At 75.6% G+C, this 18,567-nt stretch carries 16 protein-coding genes; 12 read left to right on the forward strand and 4 right to left on the reverse strand.

Going from position 1 to position 18,567, the window contains the following annotated elements; translation table 11 throughout:
* The first annotated feature begins 59 nt into the window (after positions 1-59).
* The 7 genes from GSF02_RS09650 to GSF02_RS09680 all read left to right on the forward strand — a co-directional run bounded on the left by GSF02_RS09650 (position 60) and on the right by GSF02_RS09680 (position 7,962).
* Positions 60-1,082, forward strand: coding sequence for a LacI family DNA-binding transcriptional regulator (locus GSF02_RS09650; RefSeq protein WP_159795219.1), 1,023 nt, complete (start codon positions 60-62; stop codon positions 1,080-1,082).
* Entirely contained in the window at positions 1,079-2,086 is a 1,008-nt protein-coding gene (locus tag GSF02_RS09655; RefSeq protein WP_159795222.1) for a 2-hydroxyacid dehydrogenase, read from the forward strand. The genes GSF02_RS09650 and GSF02_RS09655 overlap by 4 nt, the downstream gene beginning before the upstream one ends.
* The gene (gene manD / locus GSF02_RS09660; RefSeq protein ID WP_159795225.1) at positions 2,083-3,300 is read left to right on the forward strand and encodes a D-mannonate dehydratase ManD; all 1,218 of its coding nucleotides are present in this window, start codon (positions 2,083-2,085) and stop codon (positions 3,298-3,300) included. Before GSF02_RS09655 ends, manD begins: the two co-directional genes overlap by 4 nt.
* A 4-nt stretch (positions 3,301-3,304) precedes the next feature.
* Positions 3,305-4,822: a mannitol dehydrogenase family protein gene (locus GSF02_RS09665; RefSeq protein ID WP_159795228.1), complete on the forward strand. Its 1,518-nt coding sequence runs from the start codon at positions 3,305-3,307 to the stop codon at positions 4,820-4,822.
* A 131-nt stretch (positions 4,823-4,953) separates the two neighbouring features.
* Positions 4,954-6,336 carry an MFS transporter gene (locus GSF02_RS09670; RefSeq protein ID WP_159795231.1) on the forward strand — a complete coding sequence of 461 codons (1,383 nt, stop codon included), beginning with the start codon at positions 4,954-4,956 and terminating at the stop codon, positions 6,334-6,336.
* 37 nt (positions 6,337-6,373) lie between these two features.
* Positions 6,374-7,447: a zinc-binding dehydrogenase gene (locus tag GSF02_RS09675; RefSeq protein WP_159795234.1), complete on the forward strand. Its 1,074-nt coding sequence runs from the start codon at positions 6,374-6,376 to the stop codon at positions 7,445-7,447.
* Between the two features lie 89 nt (positions 7,448-7,536).
* A complete protein-coding gene (locus GSF02_RS09680; protein ID WP_159795237.1) occupies positions 7,537-7,962 on the forward strand; it encodes an SRPBCC family protein in 426 nt (141 codons plus the stop codon).
* A gap of 45 nt (positions 7,963-8,007) precedes the next feature.
* Here the strand turns inward: GSF02_RS09680 and GSF02_RS09685 are convergent, their stop codons facing one another.
* Positions 8,008-8,709, reverse strand: coding sequence for a hypothetical protein (locus GSF02_RS09685; protein WP_159795240.1), 702 nt, complete (start codon positions 8,707-8,709; stop codon positions 8,008-8,010).
* A gap of 67 nt (positions 8,710-8,776) precedes the next feature.
* Entirely contained in the window at positions 8,777-9,700 is a 924-nt protein-coding gene (locus tag GSF02_RS09690; RefSeq protein ID WP_159795243.1) for a S1C family serine protease, read from the reverse strand.
* Positions 9,701-9,815: 115 nt separating this feature from the next.
* Here GSF02_RS09690 and GSF02_RS09695 point away from each other — a divergent pair, with 115 nt between their 5' ends.
* A complete protein-coding gene (locus GSF02_RS09695) occupies positions 9,816-11,462 on the forward strand; it encodes a LuxR family transcriptional regulator (protein ID WP_159795246.1) in 1,647 nt (548 codons plus the stop codon).
* Positions 11,463-11,587: 125 nt separating this feature from the next.
* Positions 11,588-12,799 (forward strand): flavin-containing monooxygenase, encoded by a 1,212-nt coding sequence (locus GSF02_RS09700; protein WP_159795249.1) that lies wholly within the window; start codon positions 11,588-11,590, stop codon positions 12,797-12,799.
* Here GSF02_RS09700 and GSF02_RS09705 read toward each other — a convergent pair.
* A complete protein-coding gene (locus GSF02_RS09705) occupies positions 12,700-13,569 on the reverse strand; it encodes an SDR family oxidoreductase (protein ID WP_159795252.1) in 870 nt (289 codons plus the stop codon). The genes GSF02_RS09700 and GSF02_RS09705 overlap by 100 nt on opposite strands.
* Before the next feature lie 99 nt (positions 13,570-13,668).
* On the reverse strand, positions 13,669-15,033 hold the full coding sequence (locus tag GSF02_RS09710) for an MFS transporter (protein WP_159795254.1): 1,365 nt from the start codon (positions 15,031-15,033) through the stop codon (positions 13,669-13,671).
* Positions 15,034-15,380: 347 nt separating this feature from the next.
* Here GSF02_RS09710 and murA point away from each other — a divergent pair, with 347 nt between their 5' ends.
* From murA to GSF02_RS09725, 3 genes are all read left to right on the forward strand, one after another.
* Entirely contained in the window at positions 15,381-16,697 is a 1,317-nt protein-coding gene (murA, locus tag GSF02_RS09715) for a UDP-N-acetylglucosamine 1-carboxyvinyltransferase (protein ID WP_159795257.1), read from the forward strand.
* Between the two features lie 89 nt (positions 16,698-16,786).
* The gene (locus tag GSF02_RS09720; RefSeq protein WP_159795260.1) at positions 16,787-17,542 is read left to right on the forward strand and encodes a lysophospholipid acyltransferase family protein; all 756 of its coding nucleotides are present in this window, start codon (positions 16,787-16,789) and stop codon (positions 17,540-17,542) included.
* Positions 17,539-18,564: an NAD(P)H-dependent glycerol-3-phosphate dehydrogenase gene (locus GSF02_RS09725; RefSeq protein ID WP_159795263.1), complete on the forward strand. Its 1,026-nt coding sequence runs from the start codon at positions 17,539-17,541 to the stop codon at positions 18,562-18,564. The genes GSF02_RS09720 and GSF02_RS09725 overlap by 4 nt, the downstream gene beginning before the upstream one ends.
* Positions 18,565-18,567 lie beyond the last annotated feature (3 nt).

An 18,567-nucleotide genomic window follows, 5' to 3' on the forward strand; every position in this document is an offset into this window, starting at 1 on the left:
ACAGGCTTGCGCAAAAGACGGCAAGGTGTGTCGGTCGTCACTGGAGACCGGAGGACACCGTGGTTCCCACCCTCACCGAGGTCGCTCAGCGCGCGGGCGTCTCGCTCTCGACCGCGTCGCGCGCCTTCAGCGAACCGGACCGCATCTCGCGCGAGGCGCTCGACCGCGTCGTGCAGGCCGCTGACGAGCTCGGCTACGTCGCCTCCAGCCCGCGCCGCGGGCGCGGGGGCAACCGGCCCACCCGCTCGACGACCGTCGCGATGGTGGTGCCCGACCTCGCCAACCCCGTGATCGCCCAGTTCGTCAAGGCGGCGCAGGCCCACGGGTGGTACCGGCGCCAGACGCTGGTGCTCGCCGACACCGACGGCAGCCCGGACCGGGAGCGCGAGGTGATCGGCGAGCTGCAGGGCCGCGTGGACGGGTTCATCGCCTGCGCCCCGCGCCTGCCGGCGCACGACATCCGCGAGCTGTGCGGCGCGGTCCCCCTGGTGCTGTTCAACCGGGACTCCGACGAGGTCCCCAGCGTGCTGACCGACGCCGAGCACGGGCTGCGGCAGGCGCTGGAGTACCTGCGGGTCCTCGGCCACGAGCACGTGGCCTACGTGCAGGGCAGCCAGTACTCGTGGTCGAACACCCAGCGCGTGGCCGCGATGCGGCGGCTGTGCGAGGAGAACGACCTCGCGCTCACGCTCGTGCCGTGGCAGGCGGAGTCGATCGCGGGCGGCAACGCCGCCGCCGCGAGCGTCGTGGCCAGCGGCGCCACGGCGGTCATCGGGCACAACGACCTCGTCGCGGTGGGCCTCGTCCAGGGGGCCGCGCAGCTCGGCCTCGCCGTGCCGGACGACCTGAGCGTCGTGGGCATCGACGACACGTCGATGGCCCAGGTCGCCACGCCCGCGCTGACCAGCATCCAGGTCCCGGCGTCTCGCGCCGGCGTGCTGAGCATCGACATGCTGCACCGCGCCATGTCCGGCGAGGAGCCGGACGAGACGGCCCCCGCCACCGTCCACCTGCCCACCCAGCTGGTGGTCCGCCGGTCGACCGGGCCGGTCTCGGGCTGGACGCCCGGAGGCGGGCGATGAGCGCGCTCACGGTCGTGGTCACCGACGCCAACCTCGTGCCCCTGCGCGACGAGCTCGAGCGCCTGCTGCCGGCCGGCACCGACGTCGTCTGGGCGCCCGGCCGGAGCGGCGCCGAGCTGGCCCCGCTCCTGCGCGGTGCCGACGTGCTCGTCGGCCCGGAGCTGACGCCCGAGGCCGCCGCGGGCGCCGACGCGCTGCGGCTCGTGCACGTGGCCGGCATGGGCGTCGACCGGGTGGACCCCGCGGCGGTGCCGCCGGGAGCCGCGGTCGCCACGACCGCCCACCACGAGCGCTCGATCGCCGAGTACGTCGTCTGGGCGGTGGCCGGGCTGCGCCGCGAGCTGCCGCAGGCGGACGCAGCGCTGCGCCGGGGGCGGTGGCGCTCGTCGGTGTACGACGCCGCGATGCCGCAGGCCGAGACCCTGGGCACCGCGCAGGTGGGGTTCCTCGGCTTCGGCAACATCGGGACCGCCGCGTGGGAGTACCTGCGCGTGTTCGGCGCCCAGGGGCGCGCCGTCACCGGCAGCGGGCGCGTCGACGCCCGGGCGGCCGGCCTGGCGTGGGCCGGCGGGCCCGACGACCTGCTGCGCCTCGCCGAGGAGTCCGACGTGCTCGTCGTCAGCGTGCCGCTCGACCGGCGCACCCGCGGTCTCGTCGGCGAGCGCGAGCTCGCGGCGCTCGGGCCGCGCGGCGTGCTGGTCAACGTGGCCCGCGGGCCCGTCGTCGACGAGAGGGCGCTGTTCCGGGCCCTCGCGGAGCACACCATCCAGGGCGCGGCGATCGACGTCTGGTACTCGTACCCCGGGCCGGACGGGCGGGCGGCCCCCGCGAGCGAGCCGTTCCACACGCTCGACAACGTCCTCATGACGCCGCACCTGTCCGGCGTCACCCGGCAGACCTTCCTCGGCCGCGTGCGCGACGTCGCGGCCAACGTCGACGCGCTCGCCCAGGGGCGGCCGCTGGAGCGGACGGTCCCGATCGAGACCCAGGAGCCCGTGGCATGACCGACACGATCGTCGGGGCGGAGGTCTTCCTCACCAGCCCCGGCCGCAACTACGTGACCCTGCGGATCACCACCGCGGACGGCGTCGTCGGGCACGGCGACGCCACGGTCAACGGCCGCGAGCTGGCGGTCGCCTCCTACCTGCGCGACCACGTGGCGCCCCTGCTCGTGGGCCGCGACCCGGCCCGCATCGAGGACACGTGGCAGTACCTGTACCGCGGTGCCTACTGGCGGCGCGGCCCGATCACGATGGCGGCGATCGGCGCCGTCGACGTGGCCCTGTGGGACATCCTCGCCAAGCGTGCCGGCCAGCCCCTCTACCAGCTGCTCGGCGGCGCCGTGCGCGACCGGGTCCTGACCTACACCCACGCGTCCGCGTGGGACACGTCGGCGCTGCTCGACGCCGTCGACGCCCGGCGCGAGCAGGGCTTCCGGGCGGTGCGCGCGCAGTTCGGCGTCCCCGGGCTGCCCACCGTCTACGGCGTGCACAAGGACGTCGCGGCGTACGAGCCCGCCGCCCGCGGGGCCGCGCCCGCGGAGGAGCGCTGGGACACCTCGGCCTACCTGCGGCACGCCCCCGCCGCGCTGGCGGCCGTGCGCGACCACGTCGGGCACGAGCTCGAGCTGCTGCACGACGCCCACCACCGCCTCACGCCGCAGCAGGCGGCGCGGCTGGGCAAGGCGCTGGAGCCGGTCGACCTGTACTGGCTGGAGGACGTCACGCCCGCCGAGAACCAGGAGGCGCTGCGCCTGGTGCGCCAGCACACCACCACCCCGCTGGCGATCGGCGAGGTGTTCAACACCGTCTTCGACCTGCACCACCTGGTCACCGAGCAGCTCGTCGACTTCGTCCGCGTCGCCGTCGTGCACGCCGGCGGGGTCAGCCACCTGCGCAAGATCTTCGCGCTCGCGGAGGCCTTCCAGGTCCGGGGCGCCCCCCACGGGCCCTCGGACGTGTCGCCCGTGTCCTTCGGCGCGAGCGTCCACCTGGGGATGTCCACGCACAACTTCGCCATCCAGGAGTACATGGGCTACGCCGACCTCGTCCACGAGGTGTTCCCGCACGCCTGGAGCTACGCCGACGGCTACCTGCACCCCGGGCAGGAGCCCGGCGTCGGCGTCGGGTTCGACGAGCGGCTCGCCGCGCGGTACCCCTACGACCCCGCCTACCTGCCGGTCGCCCGCCGGCTCGACGGCACCCTGACGGACTGGTGACCCGATGACGACGACGACCGCCGCCACCCGGCCCCTCGGCCGCGCCGCGCTCGCGGGCAGCGCCGACCTGCTGACCGGCCCGCCGCCCGGGCGCACGGGCATCGTGCACCTCGGGCTGGGCAACTTCCACCGCGCCCACCAGGCCGTGTACACGGCCGTGGCCCAGGGCGCCGAGCCCGGCGACTGGGGCATCCTCGGCGTGGCCAACCGCTCGCGCACGGTGGTGGACGCGCTGCGCGCGCAGGACCACCTCTACTCGGTGCTGCAGCTGTCGCCGGAGGGCTCCCGGGTCAGCGTCCCCGGGGTCCACACCGGGACGCTCGTCGCGGCCGAGGACCCGCACGCGGTGGTCGCCGCGATCGCCGACCCCGCGGTGCGCGTGGTGACGCTGACCGTCACCGAGCACGGCTACCGGATCGCGCCCCGCACGGGGCGCCTCGACCTCGACGCCGACGACGTGCGCCACGACGTGCGCGGCGGGGCGCCGCGCACGACGGTCGGCCAGGTCGCGCGGGCCCTCGAGCGGCGCGCGCTGTCCCACGCGGCGCCGCTGACGGTGCTGTCGTGCGACAACGTGCAGGCCAACGGCGCCACCACCCGCGGCCTGGTGCTCGACTTCCTCGCGGCCGCCGGTGCCCACCCCGACGTCGTCGACTGGGTCGAGCGGACGGTGACCTTCCCCAACACGATGGTCGACCGCATCGTCCCCGCGAGCGCGCCGCGGTACGCGGCCGAGGTGCGGCGCCTGACCGGCCTGGACGACCGCGCTCCGGTGCCCGCCGAGCCCTTCAGCATGTGGGTGGTCGAGGACCGCTTCGCCGCCGGACGCCCGGCGTGGGAGCGCGCCGGAGCCGTCTTCAGCGACGAGGTGGACGCGTACGAGCTGGTCAAGCTGCGCCTGCTGAACGGCACGCACTCGCTCATCGCCTACCTGGGCGCCCTGGACGGCCGCGCGACGATCCCGGACTCGCGGGCCCAGGACTTCGTCGAGCAGGCGGCGCGCGCCGTGATCGCCGACGAGTACCTGCCCAGCATCGAGCTGCCGTCCGGCTTCGACCCCGAGGCCTACGTCGACGAGCTCTTCGCGCGCTGGTCGAACTCCGCGCTCGGGCACCGGACGAGCCAGGTCGGCTCCGACGGCTCCGTCAAGCTGCCCCAGCGCGTCCCCGAGCCGGCGACCCGGCTGCTCGACCGCGGCGTCGTCCCGCAGCACCTGGCGCTCACGGTCGCTGCGTGGCTCTGCTGCGTCGCGCCGCCCGACGGCTTCGACCCCGGCCCGCACGCGCGGGCCATGGCCGACCCGGCGGCGCCGCGGCTCGCCGCGCTGGCGCGCGAGGCCGGCACGGCCCGCGATCTCGTCGAGGCGGTGTTCCGCCACGGCGGCGTCTTCGGCGCCGACCTGGCCGAGCGCCCGGACCTGCTGGCCCGGGTCGCCGAGTACGTCGACCTGATCACCACCCACGGCCCGCGGGAGGCCGCGGCGGAGGCCGCACGCTCCCGCGCCGCCGCCCGCGAGGCCTGACCGCCGACCGGACGCACGCGCACGGCCGGCCGACCGCCGGCCCGGGCGACGACGCCCGCACGACCCGCAGTGGTCGTCACGACGAAGTGACCCGCTCCCGGCGACGGGAGCCTGACCGGAGGAGCCAGCACATGGACCCCGCAACCACCGCGACGCCCACCGAGGCGCGCACCCGCGCCCCACGCCCCGACGCGCAGCCCGAGCCCCGGGAGGTCCGGCGCGCCGCCATGGCCGGCCTCGTCGGGACGGCGCTGGAGAACTACGACTTCGTGCTCTACGGCACGGCCTCGGCGCTCGTGTTCAGCGAGCTGTTCTTCCCGAACATCTCGCCGGCGGCCGGCATCCTGGCCAGCTTCAGCGCCTACGCCGTCGGGTTCTGCGCCCGACCGCTCGGCGGCTTCTTCTTCTCGCGCTACGGCGACCGCATCGGACGCAAGTGGGTCCTCGTGGCGACCCTGTTCCTCATGGGCGTCTCCACGCTGGCGATCGGCCTGCTGCCCACGTACCACCAGGCCGGCCTGCTGGCACCGGCGCTGCTGGTGCTGTGCCGCTTCGGCCAGGGCTTCGGCGCCGGCGCCGAGCAGTCGGGCGGTGCCACGCTGCTGACCGAGACGGCGCCGCGGGGCAAGCGCGGACGCCTCGCGTCGTTCGTCATGGTCGGGGCCGCCCTCGGCACGGTGCTCGGCGCCGGCGCCTGGGCGCTCGTGCAGCTGCTGCCCGAGGACGACCTCATGAGCTGGGGCTGGCGCGTCGTGTTCCTGTCCAGCATCCTCGTCACCGCCTCGGCGTACGTGTTCCGGCGCAAGCTCACCGACACGCCGGTCTTCCGCGAGGCCAAGGAGCAGCGCCACACCTCCAGCGCGCCGGTGCGCGAGGTCTTCCGCAACGGCCGCAGGCCGCTGCTGATGGTCACGTTCATGACCGTGGGGCTGAGCGTGCAGTCGTACACCTACCAGGTGTTCATGGCCTCCTACCTCAAGGAGGACGTGGCGATCGACGCCTCCGCGGTGCCCCAGATCCTGCTCGTCGGCGCGATCTTCGGCGGCATCGGCGCGTTCCTCTTCGGCCGCCTGTCCGACCGGTTCGGGCGCAGGCCGGTGTTCATCGCCATCGCCGCCGTCCTGCTGGTGCTGCCGTACCCGACGTTCATGGCGCTCAGCTCGGGCAACCTCGCCCTGATCTACCTCGTGATGATCGTGGGCTTCATGCTGGCCTGCCAGGGCGGCGTCGCCGTCACGATGAGCTACTTCCCGGAGCTGTTCGGGTCGCGGTACCGCTACGCCGGCGTCACGCTCGGGCGGGAGTTCGCGGCGGTGCTCGGCGGTGGCTTCGCGCCGCTGCTCGCCGCCGCCCTGGTGACGGCGTTCTCCGGCTCGTGGCTGCCCGTCGCCGTCTACATGACCCTGGCGATGGTGCTCGCGCTCGTCGCCGCGCTGACGGCGCCCGAGACGCGCGACCGCGACCTGACGGTCCCGGAGAACGCCACCGACGAGCGCGCGGCCGCCGCGCGCTGAGCACGACCGGCTGAGCACGACCGAGAGAGGCTGCACGATGACCAGCTCCACCACCGCCCCCGTCCCGACCCCCGCGCCGCCGGGCGACCCGGTGCTCGCCGTCGTCGCCCACGGGGCCGGCGACCTGCGGGTCGAGCGGCAGCCGGCCCCGCGGCCCCGCGAGGACGAGGCGCTGGTGCGCATCGCGTACGGCGGCATCTGCGGCTCGGACCTGCACTACTGGCGGCACGGCGCGGCCGGGGAGTCGGTGCTCCGGGCGCCGATGCGGCTCGGGCACGAGGTCGCGGGCACGGTCGTCGCGGCGGCGCGCGACGGGTCCGGTCCGGCGGCCGGGGCCCGGGTCGCCGTCCACCCGGCGACCCGGGGCACCGCGCCCGGCCGCTACCCGCACGAGCGGCCCAACATCTCGCCGGGCGCCACGTACCTCGGCAGCGCCGCGACGTACCCGCACTCCGACGGCGCGTTCGCGTCGCTCGTCGCGGTGCCGTCCCGGCTGCTGCGGGCGCTGCCGGCGGGGCTCGACCTGCGGACCGCCGCGCTGGCCGAGCCGGCCGCCGTCGCCTGGCATGCGGTGGACCGGGCGGGCGACGTGCGCGGCCGGGTGGCGCTCGTGGTGGGGGCGGGGCCGATCGGTGCGCTCGCGGTGAGCGTGCTGCGCCACCACGGCGCCGCGCGCGTCGTCGCCGTCGACGTGCACGAGCACCCGCGCGACGTCGCGCGGGCGCTCGGCGCCGACGAGACCCTCGCGGCCGCCGACGCCGAGGCGATCGCCGCGGTGGAGGCGGACGTCGTGCTCGAGTGCTCGGGCTCGACGCCCGGGCTGGAGTCGGCGGTGCGCGGCGCCGCGCGCGGCGGCACGCTCGTCCTGGTCGGCCTCATGCCGAGCGGGCCGCAGCCGGCGCTGCTCTCCCTCGTCGTGACCCGCGAGCTCGACGTGCGGGGCTCGTTCCGGTTCAACGAGGAGTTGGACCAGGTGCTCGAGGCGATGGCCGACGGCACCCTCGTCGTCGACCCCGTCGTCAGCCACGAGCTGCCCGCCGAGCAGGCGCTCGAGGCGTTCGCCGTCGCGGCGGACCCGTCGCGCTCGTCGAAGGTGCTCCTGCGCTTCTAGGCCGGGCGCCGTGCACCCGGGCGGAAGACCCGGTCCCGCCCGGAGGGTTCAGCCTTCCGGGCGGGGCCGGGCCTTGCGACGATGGGCGCGTGGAGCTGCGCACCAGCGTCGACGTGGCCGCCTCCCCGCACCGCGTGTGGGAGGTGCTCGTCGACGTCGAGCGGTGGCCGGAGTGGACGGCCTCGGTGCGCAGCGTCCGCCGGCTCGACGACGGCCCGCTGGCCGTGGGCTCGCGGGTCGCGGTCTCCCAGCCGCGGATCCCGACCGGCACGTACACGGTGACCGCGCTCGAGCCCGACAGCGCCTTCCGGTGGGAGCAGCGCCAGCCCGGCAGCACCGTGCAGGCCCACCACGTGTGCGAGCCGCTGTCGGACGGCACCACCCGGGTCGAGCTGAGGGTCGTGATGAGCGGGCCGCTCGGGGGAGTGGTGGGCCGGCTGTACGGGAGGCTCACCGAGCGCTACCTCGCCATGGAGGCCGCCGGGCTCAAGGCCCGCGCCGAGGGGCGGCGGTAGGGAGCGGTGGGGGCCTGCGCCACCAGGCCCATGCCTCGGCTCGGGTCAGCCGCCGTCCGCGCCGCCGGGCGCCGACGTCACCATCGGCGCCGGCACGACCGAGGCGACGTCCACCGCGACCGGCACGCCGTACCGCTCGCTCAGCTCGTCGGCCAGCACTTCAGGGTCCTCGTGGGCGCCGGGCGCCACCCCGACCGTCAGGCCGGAGTAGTCCGGCGCGGGCGCCGCGAACGAGACGCCGTCGACCCCGGTGACCACCGTCTGAGCCAGGTCACGCATCCTCCCGGGAAGGTAGGCGGTCTGCTCGACGCGGATCGCGACGTCGGGATGCCGCTCGATCATGGCCGTCAGCTCCGGCGGCGGGTCGCCGTGCCAGTGCACGACGTACCCGCCCGCGCCGTCGAGCGCGACGGTGCCGAACCGCGGGTCGTTCTGGAACGCCACCGTCAGGTCCTGGGCCGCGTCGCCGTCGTCCACCGTCCTCGGCGCGTGCTCGGGCATGCCGGGCAGGTCTCCCAGGTCGTCGATGAGCTGCGGCGGGGCGGTCTGCGCCGGGTCGGTGACGACCGGTGCGGGCTCCGCGGGCACGTCCATGGTCAGCGGCGACGGGGAGTCGCCGGGCGCACCCGGCGGCGTCTCCGCCGTCCCGCACGCCGCCAGCGCCAGCGGCGCGAGCAGCAGGAGCACCCGCCGCGGCCGGGGGCGGGCGCGGGTCGTCCAGCGCCCGCCGTCCGCCGATCTGCTCACACTCCCTCGACGTCCCGGACGCCGGGAAGGTTGCCCAGGGAGGAGGAATTCACCCTCGGCTGGCCCGCTACGTCACCAGCTCGGCGAGCGTCGCCACGACGTCGACCAGCGCCCCGCGCCGGTAGAGCGTCACCGGGAACGGCCGGCCCACGGCGGTGCCGAGCATGAGGCGCTGCAGGTCCTGCGGGGTGCGGACGGGCGTCTCGCCGGAGGCGATGACGATGTCGCCGAGGTAGATCCCCGCGGCCGCCGCGGGGCTGCCGCGGACCACCTCGGCGACCCGCAGCCCCGTGCGGCGCCCGAGCCGGTCCGCCAGCGCCGGCGGCAGCGGCATGGCCGCCCCGGCGATGCCGAGGTAGGCCCGGCGCACCCGGCCCCTGCTCGCCAGCTCGGTGAGGATCCGCCGCGTGGTGGTGTTGATCGGGACCGCGAGACCCAGGCCGATGCCGGCCACGGCGGTGTTGACGCCCACGACCGTCCCGGTCGCGTCGGCGAGCGCCCCGCCGCTGTTGCCGGGGTTGAGCGCGGCGTCGGTCTGGATGACGTCGTCGATGGAGTGCGCGCCGAGCGCGGTGCGCACCGGCAGGGACCGGCCCAGCGCGCTGACGACGCCGGCGGTGACCGACCCGGCGAAGCCGAGCGGGTTGCCGACGGCCACGACGAGCTGGCCGACGCGCAGGTGGTCGGCGTCGCCGAGCCGGGCGGGGGGCACGAGGTGCGCGCGGGTGCGCAGCACCGCGAGCTCGGACAGGCGGTCGGCGCCGAGCACCTCGAAGGGTGCCTCCTCGCCGTCGGCGGCCACGACGCCGCCGCCGTCGACGCCCTCGACCACGTGCGCGCTGGTGAGCAGCAGTCCGTCGTCGGTGAAGGCGACGGCCGAGCCGGCGCCCTCGCCGCGGCGGCTGCGGACGAGCACGGAGAGCACCGACGGCGCCAGCGCCGCCGCCACGGAGGTCACCACCTGGGAGTAGGTGTCGAGCGGATCGTCCATGACGGTGCAACACTTCGGCGGACCGGTCCATGCCCGCCCCGCACGCAGCTCCGGCGGAGTAGCGTCCACCCTGAGGGCCGTGCCGCCCCGAGCAGCCGGCCCGCGCGGGAGCGGCATGACCGTGGACCTGGTCGGCGAGGCGAGGACGTCCTTCGCGCGGCAGCGGTGGGCGGAGGCGTACGCGCGCCTCGCCGCCCTCGACGGCGGGCGCGACGACGACGCCGGCGGCGTGGGCCCCGACGACCTCGTCCGCCTCGCCACGGCGGCCGTCCTGCTCGGCCGCGACGTCGAGGGCAGCGACCTGTTCGGCCGCGCCCACCACGCCTACCTGGCGGGCGGCGACGTCGAGGCCGCCGCCCGGTGCGCGTTCTGGGCCGGCATGGTCCTCGTCGGGCGCGGCAGCCCCGCGCAGGGCGGCGGCTGGCTCGCCCGGGCCGCGCGGGCAGCGGCGGACCTGCCGGCCGACGCCGTCGTGCGCGGCTACCTGCGCATCCCCGCGGCGCTCGCGGCGATGCGGGCGGCGCGGTACGCCGAGGCGCTGGAGGACTTCGACGCCGCGCTCGAGGTGGGGCTGCGTCACCGGGACCGCGACCTCCTGGCGCTGGCGCGGCTCGGCGTCGGCGGCACCTGGGTGCTGGTGGGGCAGAACGCGGCCGGGACCGCGATCCTCGACGAGGTGATGGTGGACGTCACCGCCGGGCAGGTCTCGCAGATCCCCTCCGGCATCGTCTACTGCGCGGCGATCGGCGTGTGTCGCGAGACGTACGACCTGCCGCGGGCGCGCGAGTGGACCGCCGCGCTGAGCCGCTGGTGCGCCGAGCAGCCCGACCTCGTGCCGTTCCGCGGGGAGTGCCTGGTCGACCGCGCGCACATCATGCTCGTGCGCGGCGACTGGGCCGACGCCCTGGCCGAGTGCGAGCGGGCGGTCGAGCGCCTCGCCGACCCGCCCGGACAGCCCGAGCTGGGCCCGGCGCTGTACCAGCAGGCCGAGGTGCTGCGCCTGCAGGGGCGCCTGACGGAGGCCGAGGCGGCGTACCGGCGCGCGAACCAGCACGGGTGGTCGCCCCAGCCGGGCCTGGCGCTGCTGCGCCTGGCCCAGGGCCGCACGGACGACGCGGCGGGTGCCGTCCGCCGGGCTCTCGCCGAGACCGACGAGCCCGTCGCGCGGTGCCACCTGCTGCCCGCCGCCGTCGACGTCCTGCTCGCGGAGGGCGACGTCGCCGCGGCCAGGGCGGCGGCGGAGGAGCTCGGGGCGACGGCGGGGCAGCGCGAGACCGCGTGGCTCGCGGCGGCTGCCGCGGCCGCCCGCGGTGCGGTGCTGCTCGCCGAGGAGCGCCCCGGCGAGGCGCTGCCGGCGCTGCGCCGGGCGTGGGGGCTGTGGCAGGAGCTCGGCGTGCCGTACGAGGCCGCCCGCACGCGCGTCGCGATGGGTCGGGGCTACCGGGCGCTGGGCGACGAGGACGCCGCCCAGCTCGAGCTGGACGCGGCCCGGTGGGCGTTCACCGAGCTCGGCGCCCGCTCGGACCTCGCCTGCACCGAGGCGCTGAGCCGGCGCACCGCCGTCGCGCCGGGCGGCCTGACCCCGCGCGAGGTGGAGGTGCTGCGGCTCGTGGCGACCGGGCGGACCAACCGCGCCGTGGCCAGCGAGCTGTTCCTCAGCGAGAAGACCGTGGCCCGCCACCTGAGCAACATCTTCGCCAAGCTCGACCTGCCGTCGCGCGCCGCCGCGACGGCGTACGCCTACGAGCACCACCTGCTGTGACCGGGCTGCGCAGAAGTACCCATGCCGCACGGGACCGGATGGGTCGACCGACCGACGCCGCCGCCGGGCGCGCTCCCTAGCGTCGTTCGTGAGCGGTCCCCGACCGGGGGCCTGGAGGGACAGTCATGGACGCACAGGTCGAGACCCTCGTCGTCGGGGCCGGGCAGGCGGGCCTGGCCACGGCCTACCACCTGAGGTGCCGGGGCGTGCCCACCCTGGTCCTGGAGGGCCGCGGGCGGGTGGGGGACGTGTGGCGGCAGCGGTACGCCTCGCTGCGGCTCTTCTCCCCGGCGGCGGCCGACGGCCTGCCGGGGATGGCGTTCCCCGCCCCGCGCGCCAGCTACCCCACGGGCGCGGCGATGGGCGACTTCCTCGAGGCATACGCCGCGGCCATGGACCTGCCGGTGCGCACGGGCGTGCACGCCGAGCGGGTCACGACCCGCACGGGCGGCGGCTTCCGGGTCACGACGGCGGACGGCGGCGTGATCGACGCGGAGCAGGTCGTGGTCGCCACGGGCGGGCACCAGCGCCCTCGTGTGCCGGCGTTCGCCGCGGACCTGGACCCGGACATCGTGCAGATCCACTCGGCCGGGTACCGCGACCCGGGCCAGCTGCAGGACGGTCGGGTGCTCGTCGTCGGCGCCTCGCACTCCGGCGCCGACCTCGCCTTCGAGGCCGCGGCCACGCACCCGACGCTCCTGTCGGGACGGCTGCCCGGTGAGGTGCCGTACACCCTCGGGCGGCCGTCGGCGCGGCTCGCCGGCCTGGTGATCCCCTTCGTCTTCCGGCGCGTCCTGACGCTGCGCACCCCGCCCGGGCGCCGGCTGGCGTCGGCGGTCCGCCACGGCGGCGCGGCGCCGCTCATCCGCGTCAAGCGCCGTCACCTCGCCGCGGCCGGCGTCGAGCTGGCCGAGGCCCGCACCGTCGGGACCCGTGACGGGCGGCCGCTGCTGGCCGACGGGCGCGTGCTGGACGACGTGCGCAACGTGCTGTGGTGCACCGGGTACACCGAGGACTTCCGGTGGGTCGAGCCGGCGCCGCTCGACGCGGACGGCCGGCTGCGGCACGTGCGCGGGGTGGTCGAGGAGGTGCCCGGCCTGTACTTCACGGGCCTGGTCTTCCAGCACTCGTTCGCGTCCATGCTGATCCTCGGCGCGGGCCACGACGCCGAGCACGTGGCCCGCCGCGTCGCGGCCCTGCGCCGAGAGCGGGGGAGCGGGCCGGCCGGGGGACGGCGTCAGGGGCGGCGCCAGTCGTCCGACGTCAGGCTCGAGCCGGCCGTCGGGCCCATCCGGGTCATGCCGCCGTCGACGACCCACGACGCCCCCGTGACGTAGCTCGACCCCGGGCCGCAGAGGAAGGCCACGACGGAGGCGATCTCGCGGGCGTCGCCGGGGCGGCCCAGCGGCACGCCGGGGCGGGGGTTGCCGTGCGGGTCCTCGTCCTCCTGGCCGGTCATGGGCGTGGCGATCTCGCCGGGTGCCACCGCGTTGACCGTGATGCCGTGCTCGCCGAGCTCGATCGCGGCGGTCTGGGTCAGCAGGCCGAGCCCGCCCTTGGCGGCGCAGTACGGCGCGGCGCCGACCTTCGGCAGGTGCTCGTGCACGCTGGTGATGTTGACGATGCGCCCGCCGCGCCCCGCGGCGACCATGTGCCTCGCGGCCGCCTGCATGAGCAGGAACGGGCCGTCGAGGTCGGTCTCGATGACCGTGCGCCAGGCGGGGTAGTCGAGCTCGAGGAACGGCGTGGACGTCCCGGTGCCGGCCACGTTCACCAGGGCGTCGAGGCGCCCGAGCCGCTCGACGAGCTCGTCGACGGCCGGCGCGAGGGCCGGCAGGTCGGTGACGTCGAGGTGCCGCAGCTCGGCGCGGGCGCCGTGCGCGGCGACCTCCTGCGCGGTGGCCTTCGCCTCGTCCTCGTCGGCGTACCAGCACAGGCCCAGGTCGAACCCCGCGGCGGCGAGGGCGACGGCGCTGGCGCGCCCGATGCCCGACTCCGAGCCGGTCAGGACCGCGACGGGGCGACCGTCGCCGGGGGAGGCCTGCGCGCCGCTGCGCGGGTCGAGGTCCGGGGCGGCGTTCTCGGGGCGTGCGCTGCTCTGCGTCATGGCCCCAGGCTCGGCGGGCGCGCCGGGGCTCGCACGCGGACGTGCGAAGGGCCGGCCGCCTCCGGGGAGGCGGCCGGCCCTACGGCCTGCGGGACGGGGTCAGGACCCGACGTGCCCGGTGTAGTCGACGTCCTTGGTCTCGCGGGACAGCAGGAGCGCGACGAGCGTCAGCAGCGACATCACGGCCAGGTACACGCCCACGAGCCAGGTGGAGCCGTCGGCCAGCGTCCACAGCCACACGGCGATGAACGGGGCCACCGCGGCGCCGAGGATCGACGAGACGTTGTAGGCGACCGCCGAGCCGGTGTAGCGCACGTTGGCCGGGAACAGCTCGGGCAGGATCGCCGCCATCGGGCCGAAGGTCAGGCCCATGAGGGTGAAGCCGAGCACGAGCACCGCCATGACGCCGACGGTGCCGCCGGAGAACAGCGGGGCGAACAGCGCGCCGAACACCACGATGGCGGTGGTGACCCACAGCAGGTGCTTGCGGCGGCCGAAGCGCTCGGCCAGCGGGCCGGACACGACGGTGAAGATGCCGAAGAACACCACGCCGACGATGAGCATCCACAGGAAGTCGGTGCGCTCGTAGCCCAGGCCCGACGGCGTGGCGTCGGTCGGCGCCGTGCCGTAGGTCAGCGTGAACGTGGTCATCAGGTAGAACAGCACGTACGTGGCCAGCATGATGAACGTGCCGGAGACGATCTTGCGCCAGCTCGACCGGAACACGTGGGCGACGGGGACGGAGACGACGGCGTTGGTCTCCTGCACCTTGCGGAAGGCCGGGGTCTCGATGAGCTTGAGGCGCACCCACAGGCCCACGATCACCAGCACGGCCGAGGCCAGGAACGGCACGCGCCAGCCCCACGAGGTGAACTGCTCCTCGCTCAGGGTGGCGGCCAGGGTGATGAACACCGTGTTGGCCAGGATGAACCCGATCGGGGCGCCGAGCTGCGGGAACGTGCCCCACACGGCGCGCTTGCCGGCGGGCGCGTTCTCGGTCGCCAGCAGGGCGGCGCCGCTCCACTCGCCGCCCAGGCCCAGGCCCTGGCAGAAGCGGCACAGCACCAGCGCCGCGGGCGCCAGCAGCGCCCAGCCCGGCGTGGAGGCGGGCGGGATCAGGCCGATGAGGAAGGTCGCGACGCCCATGACGAGCAGCGACGCCACGAGGGTGGCCTTGCGCCCGACGCGGTCGCCGAAGTGGCCGAAGAGGATCGACCCGAGCGGGCGCGCCACGAACGCGACGCCGAACACGGCGAACGAGCTCAGGAGCGCGGTCGCGTCGCTCTGGGTGGCGAAGAAGAGCGTCGGGAAGACCAGGACGGCGGCCGTGGCGTACGCGTAGAAGTCGTAGAACTCGATGGACGTGCCGATGAGGCTCGCGACGACGACGCGGCCGCGCGAGTTCTCGGCGGCCGGTGCGTCGACGGCGCCGGCGGCGGCACTCGTGACAGCGGGGGAGGACATGGCGGCGACGATAGTCCCGCGTCCGCATGGCGGAAGGACCTGTCTGCGATGTGGACACTGGTTGACACCGCCGGGACCGTGTGCGGCAGGCCACAGCGGCCCGCGCCGCGGCGCCGTCGCAGGTCGGCGCGGGCGGGCCGGTGAAGGGCTGCGGCGTGTCGTCGCGCGGCGGCACGGAGGCAGGGTGAAGGTGTGGTGAACGGGAACGAACCGCCCGGTCGGCGTGTTGGCACCGGCGAACTCGCGGGGGGAGGATCAGCGGCGGTCCAGGGCGCACCGACGTGCGACGGACCGCACGAGCCTTGCCCCGGACGAAGCGACCTCGACGACAGGACGACGACGAGCACATGAACGACTTGCTGTACGTGAACGGCGGTAACCCCCTCGAGGGCACGATCACCGTGCGAGGGGCCAAGAACTTCGTCTCCAAGGCGATGGTCGCCTCGCTCCTCGGCGAGACCGCCAGCGTGCTGCGCAACGTGCCGCAGATCCGCGACGTCGCCGTGGTCACGGGCCTGCTCGAGCTGCACGGCGTGACGGTGAAGTCGGACCCCGACGCCGGGATCCTCGACCTCGACCCGTCGAACGTCGAGTCCGCGCACATGGCGGACATCGACGCGCACGCCGGCTCCAGCCGCATCCCGATCCTCTTCTGCGGCCCGCTGCTGCACCGCCTCGGGGAGGCCTTCATCCCCGACCTGGGTGGCTGCCGCATCGGCGACCGGCCGATCAACTACCACCTCGACATCCTGCGGCAGTTCGGCGCCGTGGTGGACAAGCGCCCCAACGGCATCCACCTGCGCGCCCCGCGCCGCCTCCAGGGCACCAAGATCTCCCTGCCGTACCCGTCGGTCGGCGCCACCGAGCAGCTGCTGCTGACGGCCGTGCGCGCCGAGGGCATCACGGAGCTGTCCGGCGCGGCCACCGAGCCGGAGATCATGGACCTCATCGCCGTGCTGCAGAAGATGGGCGCGATCATCTCCGTCGACACCGACCGCGTGATCCGCATCGAGGGCGTCGACCGGCTCGAGGGCTTCACGCACACCGCGCTCGGCGACCGCATCGAGGCGGCCTCCTGGGCCTCGGCCGCGCTGGCCACCGGCGGCGACATCACCGTCAAGGGCGCCACCCAGCCGGAGATGATGACCTTCCTCAACACGTTCCGGAAGGTCGGCGGCCAGTTCGACGTCCAGGACGACGGCATCCGGTTCTGGCACCCGGGCGGCGACCTGCGCTCCATCGTGCTCGAGACGGACGTGCACCCCGGCTTCATGACCGACTGGCAGCAGCCGCTCGTCGTCGCGCTGACCCAGGCCACCGGCCTGTCGATCGTGCACGAGACGGTCTACGAGAACCGGTTCGGCTTCACCGAGGCACTGCGCCAGATGGGCGCCACGATCCAGGTGTACAAGGAGTGCCTGGGCGGCGGCGACTGCCGCTTCGGCCAGCGCAACTTCCACCACTCCGCGGTGATCTCCGGCCCGACGCCGCTGGCCGCCGCCGACATCGAGGTGCCCGACCTGCGCGGCGGGTTCTCGCACCTCATCGCGGCGCTCGCGGCCAAGGGCACCTCGACCGTGCGCGGCATCAGCCTGATCGACCGCGGCTACGAGAACTTCCAGGAGAAGCTGGTGGCCCTCGGCGCGGACGTCTCGCGCGACTGAGCCCGCAGCCCCTGGGCAGCACCGCCCGACGACGGCGCCCCCGGCCATCCGGCCGGGGGCGCCGTCGTCGTCGCGGGTACCCTCTTCGAGTGCCTGTCGCCCGCCCCGAGTCCCGAGCGTTCCGCGCCATCGCGTGGCTCGTCCGCCACCTGCTGTTCGCGATCTTCCGCTACGAGTGGTCGGGTGCCCGCCACCTGCCCGCCCAGGGCGGGTTCATCGCCGCGGCGAACCACGCCACCGAGCTCGACGCGCTGACCTTCGCCCACTACCTGTTCGACCAGGGGTACGAGCCGCGCATCCTCGCCAAGCGGAGCCTGTTCACCACCCCGGTCGTCGGCTGGGTCCTGCGGGCCACCAACATGATCCCCGTGGACCGGGGCACCGCCGACGCCGGCCGCTCGCTCGAGGCGGCCCGCGAGCAGCTCGGCGACGGCGCGTGCGTGGCGATCTTCCCCGAGGGCACCATCACCCGGGACCCCGACCTGTGGCCGATGGAGGGCAAGACGGGCCTGGCCCGCATCGCCCTGGCCACCCGGATGCCGGTGGTGCCCGTGGCCCAGTGGGGCGCCACCGCGGCGCTGCCCCGGTACGGCCGCATGCTGCGGCCGTGGCCGCGCAAGCGGGTCCAGGTGGCGGCCGGGCCGGCCGTCGACCTGTCCGACCTCTACGACCGGCCGATGGACGCCGCGACGCTGCGCGAGGCCACCAGCCGCGTCATGGACGCCATCACCGAGCTCCTGGCGCAGCTGCGCGGCGAGCCGGCGCCGAGCGCCCGCTTCGACCTGCGCAAGCACCCGGAGTACGCGGCCAAGCGCACCGTCTACCCGCCGGTGGAGCGCCCGTGAGCGCCGCGGGGTCGACGACGCGGCCCGTCGCCGCCGTCCTGGGCGCCGGCTCCTGGGGCACCACGTTCGCCAAGGTGCTCGCCGACGCCGGCTGCGAGGTGCGCCTGTGGGGCCGCGACGCCGAGGCGGCGCGCGAGATCACCGAGCGCCACCGCCACAGCCGCTACCTGCCCGACGTCGAGCTGCCGGCGCGCCTGACCGGCACGACTGACGCGGCCGCCGCGCTCGCCGGCGCCCGGGTCGTCGTGGTGGCCGTGCCGTCGCAGGTCGCGCGCGGCGTGCTGGAGGGCGTGCGCGACCTGGTCGAGCCGGACGCCGTCGTCGTGTCGCTCATGAAGGGCGTCGAGCTCGCGACCGACCGCCGGATGAGCCAGGTGGTCGCCGAGGCGCTCGGCGTGCCGGACGAGCGCGTCGCCGTCGTCTCGGGGCCGAACCTCGCCCGCGAGATCGCCGACGAGCAGCCGACCGCCACCGTCGTCGCGTCGACCTCCGAGGAGACCGCGCGGCTCGTGGCCGCCGCCTGCACCACCGGCTACTTCCGGCCGTACACCAACCCCGACGTCGTGGGCGTCGAGCTGTGCGGCGCGGTGAAGAACGTCATCGCCCTGGCGGTCGGCATGGCACAGGGGCTCGGGTTCGGCTGGAACACCACCGCGAGCCTCATCACCCGCGGGCTGGTGGAGATCACCCGCCTCGGCCAGGCGCTCGGCGCCGAGCCCGAGACGTTCGCCGGCCTGGCCGGCATGGGCGACCTCGTGGCGACGTGCGCCTCGCCGCTGAGCCGCAACCACACCCTCGGGCGGCACCTGGGCCAGGGCCTGAGCCTGGAGCAGGCGGTGGCCGCCACGGGCGGCACCGCCGAGGGCGTGAAGTCGTCGCAGTCGGTGCTGGACCTCGCCACCCGCCACGGGGTGGAGATGCCCATCACGGCCGGGGTGGTCGCCGTCGTCGAGGGCACGCTGCCCATCGCCGAGCTGGGGCCGACCCTGCTGGCGCGCCCGCAGAAGGCCGAGGGGGCCTGACGC

Source organism: Puerhibacterium puerhi (assembly GCF_009846865.1).
Taxonomy (GTDB): domain Bacteria; phylum Actinomycetota; class Actinomycetes; order Actinomycetales; family Cellulomonadaceae; genus Puerhibacterium; species Puerhibacterium puerhi.

Excerpts from the sequence above, each read along its gene's own strand:
- GSF02_RS09670 (WP_159795231.1), top strand. The coding sequence starts at position 4,954 with ATGGACCCCGCAACCACCGCGACGCCCACCGAGGCGCGCACCCGCGCC.
- GSF02_RS09695 (WP_159795246.1), top strand. The coding sequence starts at position 9,816 with ATGACCGTGGACCTGGTCGGCGAGGCGAGGACGTCCTTCGCGCGGCAG.
- GSF02_RS09700 (WP_159795249.1), top strand. The coding sequence starts at position 11,588 with ATGGACGCACAGGTCGAGACCCTCGTCGTCGGGGCCGGGCAGGCGGGC.
- murA (WP_159795257.1), top strand. The coding sequence starts at position 15,381 with ATGAACGACTTGCTGTACGTGAACGGCGGTAACCCCCTCGAGGGCACG.
- GSF02_RS09690 (WP_159795243.1), bottom strand. The coding sequence starts at position 9,700 with ATGGACGATCCGCTCGACACCTACTCCCAGGTGGTGACCTCCGTGGCG.
- manD (WP_159795225.1), top strand. The coding sequence starts at position 2,083 with ATGACCGACACGATCGTCGGGGCGGAGGTCTTCCTCACCAGCCCCGGC.
- GSF02_RS09665 (WP_159795228.1), top strand. The coding sequence starts at position 3,305 with ATGACGACGACGACCGCCGCCACCCGGCCCCTCGGCCGCGCCGCGCTC.
- GSF02_RS09710 (WP_159795254.1), bottom strand. The coding sequence starts at position 15,033 with ATGTCCTCCCCCGCTGTCACGAGTGCCGCCGCCGGCGCCGTCGACGCA.
- GSF02_RS09705 (WP_159795252.1), bottom strand. The coding sequence starts at position 13,569 with ATGACGCAGAGCAGCGCACGCCCCGAGAACGCCGCCCCGGACCTCGAC.
- GSF02_RS09655 (WP_159795222.1), top strand. The coding sequence starts at position 1,079 with ATGAGCGCGCTCACGGTCGTGGTCACCGACGCCAACCTCGTGCCCCTG.
- GSF02_RS09675 (WP_159795234.1), top strand. The coding sequence starts at position 6,374 with ATGACCAGCTCCACCACCGCCCCCGTCCCGACCCCCGCGCCGCCGGGC.